Here is a 9,289-nt window from a genome sequence, read left to right as displayed (position 1 = left end):
CGGTCATTGATCGAGACCTACCAGAACCCCGACCCCGACGAACGCCGAGGCTGACCCATGGGAGAAGGCTTCCGCACCGACGTCGACGAGATCGTGTCGACGTTGTCGAGGAACTCCGTCGGCGTCAGGTCGGGATAGAGGCCCAGGTCCTGCGGCAGGTAGCCGAGGCGGCGCTGAACCGCGACCCGGCCGCCGCGGGCCGACAGGTCGTTGCCGCCGACGATGACGCGGCCCGAGGTGGCGGGCAGTACGCCGGCGAGGATCCGCATCAGGGTGGTCTTGCCGGCGCCGTTGGTGCCGAGCAGGCCGAACATCCCGCTCGAGACCGTCAGGTCGACCCCGTCGAGGGCGGTCACCCGGCCGAAGCGGCGCCGCAGGTCAGCGATTTCGATGTGCACGATGGGGTCCTCTCAGGCCTCGGCGGGCCACGTCTGGCGGGTGGTGCGGTCCGCGGCGACCGCGGCGACGGCGAGCGGGATCAGGCCGCACAGGACGATCACCGCGACGCTGGTCGCCGCCGCGGCGCCGCTCGGGTCGGGGCGTAGGAACGGCAGGATGCCCGGTGTCCCGGCGAACAGGGCCGTCTCGCCGGTGCCGAGCAGCCACGTGGCCGCGTAGTCGCCGATCGGGGTGAGCAGCGTCCCGGTCAGCGAGGGCAGGAACGCCGGGGCGAGCATGTTGCCCCAGAACCAATAGCCGACGAACAGCACGCGGAACAGCGGGACCGACAGGAATGTCGGGCAGACCAGCGCGAAGCCGGCCACCATCGCGATCCCCGGCAGCGTGACGACCGCGAACGCGACCAGGGCCCAGCCGAGCAGCGCCGGGTCGTGGCGCTTGGGTAGCTCCGTGACCGCGGCGACCAGCAGGGCCGCCAGGCCAGGCAGGCCGCAGGCGGCGACGCCACCCAGGTATTTCCCGGCCAGGCGGGTGACCGGACCGGCCGGCAGGCTCTCCAGCAGCGGCTCGACCCGCAGCCGGCGGTCGCGGACCAGCCGGTCGGCCAGCAGCATCCCGTAGGCCAGCGGCATCAGGATCGAGAAGAGCAGCGCCCAGGTGCCCATCACCTCGCGGGCCGGGGTGCCCACCGGCAGACTGCGTGGCCCCTGGTCGCCCTGCAGCACCACCAGGGCGCCGCCGAGCAGCACCGCGGCGATCCACAGTGAGCGTTTGCGGGCCTGCATCCGGAACTCGTAGCGGGCCACGGCGAGCAGCGCGGTCACGCGTCCTCCTCGGTCAGCAGGCGTTCGGGCTTGAGCAGGACGGCGACGGTGCCGGCCAGGAACACCAGGCCGCCGGCGAGCAGGCCGATGCGGTTGCCGGCCCACCCGGGGCCGTCGCCGACGCGGCTGGTGAAGAACAGGAACATCGGCCGCAGCGGCGGGCTCACGAACGCCGTGGCCCACACCTGCTCGGCGAGCCAGACGAGGGCGACGGCGCTACTGGCGAGCACGGCGCTGCGGGTGACGGCCGCGACCAGCACGGCGAAGCCGGTCAGCCAGAGGGCCGGGGCGACCCAGACCAGCAGGGCCGCGGCACCGCCGGGGCCCAGTTGGTAACCCGCGAGCGCGGCGACCGCCGAGTAGATGAGGCAGCAGCCCGCGGTGCTCGCGCCGAGCACGCCGAGGCGGCGGCCGATGGTGGTCAGGTGCGGTGTGGGCAGGGACAGGTGCAGCTCGCGGCAGCCCTCGCGGAGGACGATGGTCAGCGCCACCATCGCGACCGCCAGCGGCGCGACCGCCTCGAGCCCGGCGAGCAGGAGAAGCTCGGGCTGCTCGTGCCCGGCGCCGGACACCTGGACGAACGTGGCGATGGCGGCGGTCAGCAGCAGGGCGGCCGGTGGGGCGAGGAGCGCCGCAGGCCCCGCCCGCCGCGCCTCGTGGAGCCAGATGGTCAGTCTCACGATGATGGGTACCGCGGGAGCGCCCGAAGGTTCACCGCCTGGCACCATCTTTCGATGGCATTCGAGACCGGCAGGTTCGCGGACGTCACGCCCACCGAGGTCGAGCGCGTCACCACCAACGCCCAAGCGGCCGAGATCGTCCAGAGAATGCTCACCGACCTGCGTGCGCATCCGACGGAGTGGGAGAACCACACCCTCGAACGGTTCCTGGACGCACTCGCGGCGTCCCTGCACGACCTCGGCGGCCTTTACCGCAACCGCGGCGAGGACTTCCCCGACCAGCCGACCTGGAAGATGGTCGCCGAGGCCGTCGTCATGGCCAGCGGCTACGAGTAACGCCGGCCTCACGACAACACCGTCCGCACGCCGCGGCGGCCGGCCAGCGGCGCCAGCGCCACCGCTGCCACGGTGACGGCCACCGCGCCGAGGAGCAGGGCTGGACCCGGCTGCCACAGCGCGTCGAGGACCGGCGCGAGCCCGCGGTCGAGGAGGGCCGTCGGAGCCAGCAGGCGCAGCATCCAGCAGGCCAGGACCGTGGCCGCGCCGACCTCTGGCCGCCAGAGCACGGCCAGCGCGAAGCTCAGCGCAGACAGCGGAACGAGCGGGCCGAACCAGGTCAGGAACAGCTCCGTGAGCACGAGATCGCCCCGCGGCCAGGCCATCGCCGCCGACGCCAGCGTGCCGACGCCGACGGTCACCGCGAGCACCAGCGTCAGCCGGGCCAGCACCAGCACGCGCGTCGACGTGGGCGTGGCCCGGACCAACTCGGCCGCCTCCCCGTCGGCGCCGCAGGCAGCGGCGACCGCGAGCCCCGCGACCAACGGCACCACGAGCGACAACATGTTTCCCGCGCGGGCGGCCGGCGCGGACGCGGCGAACCCGGCGCCCGCGGCGATCAACACGACGGCCACCGCCCACACGCGCCAGCCGACCAGGCGGACCTGCCGGGTCAGCAGTCCCCAGGCGATCCGCGCCGGTGCGAGCCGGTCGACCGCGGCGCGGGGTACGTAGCGCGGCACCGCCGGGCCACTGGTCAACCGGGCACGCATCGCCGCGAACGGCGGCGGGTCCTGCGGGGTTACGGCCAGGGTGGCCGCGCGTACCCCCGAAGCCAACAGGGACCACGACGCGGCGTCCGCGCGGCACGGCGCGCAACGCCGCAGGTGGCCGGCGATCTCCTCCGCCGCGGTCGACGCCAACGTGCCGGCCGCGTATGCCGGGAGCGCCTCGGTCGGATGGGTCATCGGCCGGCCTCCTTCGCGGTGAGCTGGGGCAGGGCCCGGGCCAGGGCGGCGCGGGCGTTGAACAGGCGGCTCTTCACCGTGCCGACCGGGATGTCGAGCACGGCGGCGATCTCGGCCAGCGTGAGCTCGGCCGCGAACACCAGGTGCAGCACCTCGCGGTGCCCCGCGGGCAGGCGCGCCAGGGCGGCACCCACCGCGGAGACGTCGGCCCGTGCCAGGGCGACCTCGTCCGGCGTGGCGAGGTCGCTGGACACCGACGCGGCGGCGTCGATCGGCAGGGCGGGCGGTGGTGTCGAGCGGACCTGCTTGCCGGCCTGGTTGCGGCAGATGCCGAACAGCCAGGTCCGCACGGCCGACCCGCCGGTGAACCGCGCCGCCGCGCCCTGCCAGACGCCGACGAACGTGTCCTGAAGCGTCTCTTCCGCCTGCCCACGGTCACCGGTGAGTTGCACCGCGTAACGCAGGAGGACCGCCGCGTGGCGGGCGTAGAGCAGCGCCAGCGCCTGCTCGTCACCGCCCGCCACGCGGCGCACCAACGCCTCGTCGGACTCGTCCATCGCATGTGAGTACCAGCCGGCGGCAAGAAGGTTCACGACGGATTTGAAATCTGCAGCAGGGGGTATAGAATTTCCGCGTTGCCAAGGACAACATCCCTGGCGCGACCGACAGACAAAGCCCTGGAGGTGTGCTGATCATGATGCGTTTCGACCCGTTCCGCGACTTCGACCGGCTCGCCAACGAGGTGCTCGGCGCCGCACGCACTCCGTCGCTCATGCCGATGGACTGCCTGCGCACCGGCGACACCTTCGTCGTCCGCTTCGACATGCCGGGCATCGACGCCGACACGCTCGACGTCTCCGCCGAGAACAACACGCTCACGGTGCAGGCCGAGCGGCGGCGCCACGACCCCGACGACGCGACCTACCTGGTCTCCGAGCGGCCGTCCGGCACCTACCGCCGCCAGCTCGTGCTCGGCGAAGGGCTCGACATCGACGCGATCCGGGCCGACTACCACGACGGTGTGCTGAGCCTGACGATCCCGGTGGCCGAGCGGGCCAAGCCGCGCCGCATCGAGGTCACCCACTCGGGCAACGACCACAAGGTGATCGAGGGCGCCAGCGCCTGACCCACGACCCGACGGACAGGCCCGCCGGTGTGTCCGGCGGGCCTGTCGGCAGGAGGCCATATGGTTGGCAACGCACCGGGGCCCGGCGCGCTCGACGACTCGCACTACCCCGCCTTCGCGATGGGGGCCGCCGCCGACGCGCTGGGCGTGACACCGGCGTTCCTGCGCGCCGTCGAGACGGCGGGCCTGTTCGAGGCGCACCGGTCCGATGGCGGCCACCGCCGCTACAGCCGCGACGACCTGCAGCGCGCCGACCGGGCCCGGCACCTCGTCGACGACGGCATGCGACTGGACGCCGCGGTACGCATCGTCAGCCTGGAGTACCAGCTCGCCGCGGCCACCACGATGATCGAGGTGCTGCGCCGCCGGCTGCGCGAACGCTAGGCCGGCACGCGCTCGGCTGTTCGCGGCTCCGGCCGCACGTCGAGGTCGCGCCACGCGGGCCGGAACACCGGCATCAGCGTCACCGCCAGATAGAGGAGACCGGTGACCACCAGAGCCGCGTGTACGCCCACCGCGCCCGCCGCCGCACCGCCGAGCAGGCCGCCGAGCGGGATGCCGCCCCAGGTCACCGCCGTGAGCGCGCCCTGCACGCGGGCCATCATGTGCGGCGGGACGCGTTCGTAGATGACGGCGCCGAGGATCGGGTTGATCGCCGCGAGCCCGATGCCCGTCACGAACGACACGCCGTAGAGCAGCCAGATCTCGTCAGTGAGCCCGATGGCGAGGAACCGCGGCGCACCGCCGACGATGAACCCGAGCGTGAACAGCGCCCAGCGCGGCGCACGCGGCGCGTACGCGGTGAAAACGATGTTCCCCAGCACCGCGCCGATCCCGAAGGACGCGCTGGCCAGGCCGAGCACGACCGGCGAACCCATCAGCGTCGCCCAGGTCGGCAACAGCACGGAGTTGTACGCGGCGTCGAACAGGTTGGTCGCGAACAGCATCACCACGATCGCGCCGACCAGTCGATCGCTGCGCAGGAACGTGATCCCGGCCCGCAGAGACTGCGCGTAGGACTCGTCCGCGACCGGCGCCTCGACCGGCGGCACCCGGACCAGCAGCACGACGAGCACCGCCGAGATGCCGAACGTCGCCGCGTCGAAGAGGAGCACCGTGGGCGCGTCGAGGATCGCGATCAACGCACCGCCCGCCGGTGCGCCGAGCAGGGTGGCCAGCCGGTGCAGGCCGTCCTGCAGGCTGGCCGCCCGCGTCATCTCCATCCCGGACTCCCGGGCGACGCGCGGGAAGATCGCCTCTTTCGCGGTGTCGCCGAAGCCACGCAGGCCGCCCGCGAGCCCGACGAGGACGAGCAGGCCGCCGAACCCGATCCGCTCGTGGAACAGCGGGATCGACGCCACGGCGAGTGCGCTGACGGCGTCGGCGCCGATGCTGAAGCGGCGCCCGCCGATCCGGTCGATCAGCGGGCCACCGGCCGCCGCGGCCAGCACGTAGGGGACCATCTCGACGAACGCCACGACACCGGCGCGGGTCGCCGATCCCGTGCTGACCAGGACGAACCACGGCAGCGCGAGCGCACTCATCCGCGTGCCGACGGCCGAGATCGTGTCGGCGGTGAGCAGGGCGACCAGATCGCGCCGGCGGCTCACCGCTCCTCCTCCGATGCCGCGGATCCGGTGGGGAACGGGAGGATCTGGACCTGGAGGGTGACCTTCTCGGCACCATCCGGGTACGTGCCCTCGTCGTCGTCACGGCGGTAGCGCTCGGCGAACGCGAAGATCGCCTCGTGCAGCTCCTGCGCCTCCTCGACGGTGAGCCGCAGGCGCCAGTCCGAGATGGTGAACGGATCAAGCCACGGGCGCGGCATGACCGCGATCTCGTCGAGGAAGCGGTCCACGCGGTCGGCGTACTGGGCGGCGACCGCTCGCAGGTAGCCCTCGGTCTCGGCCGGCGGCCGGGCCAGGTCGACGTCGAGGCGGGTCGTCCGGTGTGCGGCCTTCCACCAGCGCTCGCGGCCGACGTTGCGCTCCGGGTCGTCGACCACGAACCCGTAGTTGGCGAGGATCCGCAGGTGGTAGCTGGTGGCGCCGGTCGACTGGCCCAACCGCTCGGCCAGCGTGGTCGCGGTCGCCGGGCCGTCTTCGCGCAGCAGGCCGAGGATGCGCACCCGCAGCGGGTGGGCCAGGCCGCGCAGCGTCGTCGCGTCGAGGTTGACTTCACGGTCCGTCATGTATGCAAAGATATCTTTGCCAAGGGTTCTTTGCAAGGGAGTCTTTGCATGCTGTCGCGGTTTGCTCGGGCGCGGGTTTCTTGTCGGTGGTCCGTGCGACGATCCCTGCCGTGACGCGACGACGCATCGACGTGACCGAGCGCCGGGCCCGACTGGGTCTCCGGCACCGGCTGGCCGGCCCATCCGCACACGACCCGGTCGAGGTCACCCGCGACCTCGTGGTGCTGCACGCCACCGACCCGGCCACCGTCTACCTGTCGGCCGCGGCACGACTACACGCGCCGGTCATCAAGGACATCGAGCACGCGTTGTACGCCGACCGCACGCTGATCCGGATGCTCGGCATGCGCCGCACGGTGTTCATCGCGCCCGTGGAGCACGCGCCCGTCGTGCAGGCGGCGTGCACCGACGCGATCGCCGTGGTGCAGCGCAAGCTGCTGCTCAAGCACCTCTCCGAGGCGGGCCACGACTTCGGCGACGAGTGGTTGCGCGACGTGGAACGCGGCACCCTCGACGCGCTGCACGCCCGCGGCACGGCATTCGCGGCGCAGCTGTCGGCCGACGAGCCGCGACTACGCACGCAGCTCGCGATCGACCCCGAGAAGAGCTACGGCGCCACGCCGGCGATCACGTCGCGGGTGCTCAACCTGCTGTCCATGCAGGGCCTGATCGTGCGCGGGCGGCCACGCGGGTCGTGGCTGTCCACCCAATACGAGTGGGCGCCGGCCGACACCTGGATCGCGGGCGGGTTGCATCGGCACGACGCGGCCACGGCCCGGGCCGAGCTGGCCCGGCTGTGGCTTGGCCGGTTCGGCCCGGGCACGGCAGCCGACCTCAAGTGGTGGGCGGGCTGGACGGGCACCCAGACCAAGGCGGCGCTCGCGGCGCTGGAGGTCGAGGAGGTCGACCTCGACGGCGGCGAGACGGGCTACGTGCTGGCCGATGACGCCGAACCGGTCGCATCACCGGAGCCGTGGGTGGCGCTGCTACCGGCCCTCGACCCGACGATCATGGGTTGGGTCGGCCGCGAGTGGTACCTCGGTCCGCACGCGCCCGCCCTGTTCGACCGCTCGGGCAACCCAGGCCCGACGATCTGGGTCGACGGTCGGGTGGTCGGCGGCTGGAGCCAGCATCCGGACGGGCGGGTGGTCCACCGCCTACTAGAAGAGCTGCCAGCCGCCGCCCGGAAGCGGATCGCCACGATGGCGGGCGAGCTGACGGACTGGCTAGGCGACGCGCGCGTGAAGCCGAAGTTCCGGACGCCGCTGGAGAAGGAGCTGTCCGGGTCCTAGGTGGTGTTCGACGGGTCCGTGCTTGCCGGACCGGGATCGCGACAGTGGTCTACGGAGGCAGGTCCGGGACTGCCACCATCGCCTGCGGAGGCAGGTCCGGGACTGCCACCCTCGCCTGCGGAGGCAGGTCCGGGACTGCCACCCTCGCCTGCGGAGGCAGGTCCGGGACTGCCACCGGGACTGCCACCGTCGCCTGCGGAGGCCCGACCGAGACCGCGACCATGGCCCCGGCGCGCCGGGCCGTGACCGCGACCATGGCCCGGGGACGCCGGGCCGAGACCGTGATCCTGGCCGTGGTTTGGCGGCCGACCGGTGTTGTAGCCGGGAGTTCCCTTGATGCCGCCAGGCGGTGGCGGCGCGCGGCGCGGGCCGCGGTGGTCCGTCGGAAAGGTCTAGGGCGTGCGGCGGGCGCGGGCCGCCCAGATCGCGTAAGCCGGGTCGCGGTCCAGGTTGTGGCGGTCGCGGTCGTAGCGGCGCGTCGTGCGTGGGTCCGCGTGGCCCATGGCATCCTGCACGTCCTCCAGCGCCACGCCCTCGGCGCGGGCGGTGGTGGCGAAGGCGTGGCGCAGCGAGTGTGGCGACAGCCGGTCCGCGGCGGGGATGCCGGCGTCCGCGGCGATCCTGCGGACCAGGCGGAAGACCGCGTGCCGGTCGATCCGCCCGCCCGAGGCCGTGGCCAGCAGCGGTCCGGTCAGCTCGTTGACGCTCACGCCGGCGGCGGTGGCGCGTTCGGCCAGGTACGCGTCGATAGCGGCGGCCGTGCTCGGCGTCAGCGCCCGCCGGCGGTGCTTGCCACCCTTGCCGGTGAACCGGATGCTGCGGTGGCCGCGCTCCTCCCCCAGGTCGTCGACGTCGAGCGAGACCAGCTCACCGACCCGCAGCCCGAGGTCGGCGAGCAGAGCGATGGCGGCGCGGGTCCGTGCTGCGGTCGGGCCGGTCGCCTGGGCCGCGGCGCGCAGCAGGGCGTCCACTTCCTCGGGCGTCAGGCCGACGGTCGCCGAGTGGTCGCGGTCGACCCGGGGGCGGTCGGCGCCGGTGACCGGGTTGGTGTCGAGGGCACGCAGCTTGACGAGGAAGTCGTACCAGCTCGACAGCGCCGACATCTTGCGGGCGACCGTGGTCGGGGCGGCGGTCTCCTCGACCTCGCGGGCGAAGGCGTTGACGTCCAGGAACGTTGCCGCGAGAGGGTCGACACCGCGCGCGCCGCACCAGGCGACCCAGGCACCGACGTCACGCCGGTACGCGGCCCGGGTGTGTGGCGAGAGCCGGCGATTGGCCAGCCACGCGTCGGTGAACTCGCCCGCACCCGACATGGCCACGAGGGAGGCGCGGTTCGCGCCGCCCGGCGCCGGCACGCCGCGGGCGTCCGGCACGAGCGAGGTCACGCGCAGACGCTAGCCAGCGGGCGGCGGCGCGACCGCGCGGCGCGCCGCACCGGCGGCGAACTTCGCCGGTGTCGTGCCGAGGTAGAACCGGCCAACTCGATCGGATCCGCGCTTGCTGGCGTCGCTCCCACCACAGCCTCCCCTTCCC

12 protein-coding genes are annotated in these 9,289 nt (G+C 73.2%); 4 read left to right on the top strand and 8 right to left on the bottom strand.

From position 1 onward, the window contains the following. Positions 1–17 precede the first annotated feature (17 nt). From AB0H87_RS32535 to AB0H87_RS32525, 3 genes are read right to left on the bottom strand one after another with little or no spacing between them, the layout of a single operon-like run. Positions 18–398, bottom strand: a complete 381-nt coding sequence (locus tag AB0H87_RS32535; protein ID WP_360154383.1) for an ATP-binding cassette domain-containing protein — start codon at positions 396–398, stop codon at positions 18–20. Positions 399–410: 12 nt separating this feature from the next. Then, a complete protein-coding gene (locus tag AB0H87_RS32530) occupies positions 411–1,223 on the bottom strand; it encodes a hypothetical protein (RefSeq protein ID WP_360154380.1) in 813 nt (270 codons plus the stop codon). Beyond that, positions 1,220–1,903 carry a hypothetical protein gene (locus AB0H87_RS32525; protein ID WP_360154377.1) on the bottom strand — a complete coding sequence of 228 codons (684 nt, stop codon included), beginning with the start codon at positions 1,901–1,903 and terminating at the stop codon, positions 1,220–1,222. Before AB0H87_RS32525 ends, AB0H87_RS32530 begins: the two co-directional genes overlap by 4 nt. A 54-nt stretch (positions 1,904–1,957) precedes the next feature. On the opposite strand from AB0H87_RS32525, the gene AB0H87_RS32520 reads away from it, so the two are divergent. After that, complete coding sequence (locus tag AB0H87_RS32520) at positions 1,958–2,239, top strand: hypothetical protein (protein ID WP_360154374.1); 282 nt, start codon at positions 1,958–1,960, stop codon at positions 2,237–2,239. A gap of 8 nt (positions 2,240–2,247) precedes the next feature. On the opposite strand, the gene AB0H87_RS32515 is transcribed toward AB0H87_RS32520, so the two are convergent. Continuing rightward, the gene (locus tag AB0H87_RS32515; RefSeq protein WP_360154371.1) at positions 2,248–3,147 is read right to left on the bottom strand and encodes a zf-HC2 domain-containing protein; all 900 of its coding nucleotides are present in this window, start codon (positions 3,145–3,147) and stop codon (positions 2,248–2,250) included. Next, a complete protein-coding gene (locus tag AB0H87_RS32510) occupies positions 3,144–3,704 on the bottom strand; it encodes a sigma-70 family RNA polymerase sigma factor (RefSeq protein WP_360154368.1) in 561 nt (186 codons plus the stop codon). Before AB0H87_RS32510 ends, AB0H87_RS32515 begins: the two co-directional genes overlap by 4 nt. A 137-nt stretch (positions 3,705–3,841) precedes the next feature. Here AB0H87_RS32510 and AB0H87_RS32505 point away from each other — a divergent pair, with 137 nt between their 5' ends. Together AB0H87_RS32505 and AB0H87_RS32500 are read left to right on the top strand one after the other, a co-directional pair. Further along, complete coding sequence (locus AB0H87_RS32505) at positions 3,842–4,273, top strand: Hsp20/alpha crystallin family protein (RefSeq protein ID WP_360154366.1); 432 nt, start codon at positions 3,842–3,844, stop codon at positions 4,271–4,273. Between the two features lie 60 nt (positions 4,274–4,333). Then, a complete protein-coding gene (locus AB0H87_RS32500; RefSeq protein ID WP_360154363.1) occupies positions 4,334–4,657 on the top strand; it encodes a helix-turn-helix domain-containing protein in 324 nt (107 codons plus the stop codon). On the opposite strand, the gene AB0H87_RS32495 is transcribed toward AB0H87_RS32500, so the two are convergent. Both AB0H87_RS32495 and AB0H87_RS32490 read right to left on the bottom strand, forming a co-directional pair. Beyond that, positions 4,654–5,883 carry an MFS transporter gene (locus AB0H87_RS32495; RefSeq protein WP_360154360.1) on the bottom strand — a complete coding sequence of 410 codons (1,230 nt, stop codon included), beginning with the start codon at positions 5,881–5,883 and terminating at the stop codon, positions 4,654–4,656. The genes AB0H87_RS32500 and AB0H87_RS32495 overlap by 4 nt on opposite strands. Then, on the bottom strand, positions 5,880–6,464 hold the full coding sequence (locus tag AB0H87_RS32490; RefSeq protein ID WP_360154357.1) for a helix-turn-helix domain-containing protein: 585 nt from the start codon (positions 6,462–6,464) through the stop codon (positions 5,880–5,882). Before AB0H87_RS32490 ends, AB0H87_RS32495 begins: the two co-directional genes overlap by 4 nt. Positions 6,465–6,574: 110 nt before the next feature. Between AB0H87_RS32490 and AB0H87_RS32485 the strand changes: the two genes are divergently transcribed. Continuing rightward, positions 6,575–7,756 carry a winged helix DNA-binding domain-containing protein gene (locus AB0H87_RS32485; protein ID WP_360154354.1) on the top strand — a complete coding sequence of 394 codons (1,182 nt, stop codon included), beginning with the start codon at positions 6,575–6,577 and terminating at the stop codon, positions 7,754–7,756. A gap of 392 nt (positions 7,757–8,148) precedes the next feature. Here AB0H87_RS32485 and AB0H87_RS32480 read toward each other — a convergent pair whose 3' ends face one another. Further along, positions 8,149–9,069: a tyrosine-type recombinase/integrase gene (locus AB0H87_RS32480; protein WP_360154386.1), complete on the bottom strand. Its 921-nt coding sequence runs from the start codon at positions 9,067–9,069 to the stop codon at positions 8,149–8,151. Positions 9,070–9,289 lie beyond the last annotated feature (220 nt).

Source organism: Asanoa sp. NPDC050611, from assembly GCF_040654855.1.
Lineage (GTDB): Bacteria > Actinomycetota > Actinomycetes > Mycobacteriales > Micromonosporaceae > Asanoa.
This window is presented reverse-complemented; position numbering and strand designations above follow the sequence as displayed.

Coding starts and splice junctions, on each gene's coding strand:
- AB0H87_RS32490 (WP_360154357.1), bottom strand. CDS start 6,464: ATGACGGACCGTGAAGTCAACCTCGACGCGACGACGCTGCGCGGCCTG.
- AB0H87_RS32520 (WP_360154374.1), top strand. CDS start 1,958: ATGGCATTCGAGACCGGCAGGTTCGCGGACGTCACGCCCACCGAGGTC.
- AB0H87_RS32515 (WP_360154371.1), bottom strand. CDS start 3,147: ATGACCCATCCGACCGAGGCGCTCCCGGCATACGCGGCCGGCACGTTG.
- AB0H87_RS32480 (WP_360154386.1), bottom strand. CDS start 9,069: ATGTCGGGTGCGGGCGAGTTCACCGACGCGTGGCTGGCCAATCGCCGG.
- AB0H87_RS32510 (WP_360154368.1), bottom strand. CDS start 3,704: ATGGACGAGTCCGACGAGGCGTTGGTGCGCCGCGTGGCGGGCGGTGAC.
- AB0H87_RS32505 (WP_360154366.1), top strand. CDS start 3,842: ATGATGCGTTTCGACCCGTTCCGCGACTTCGACCGGCTCGCCAACGAG.
- AB0H87_RS32500 (WP_360154363.1), top strand. CDS start 4,334: ATGGTTGGCAACGCACCGGGGCCCGGCGCGCTCGACGACTCGCACTAC.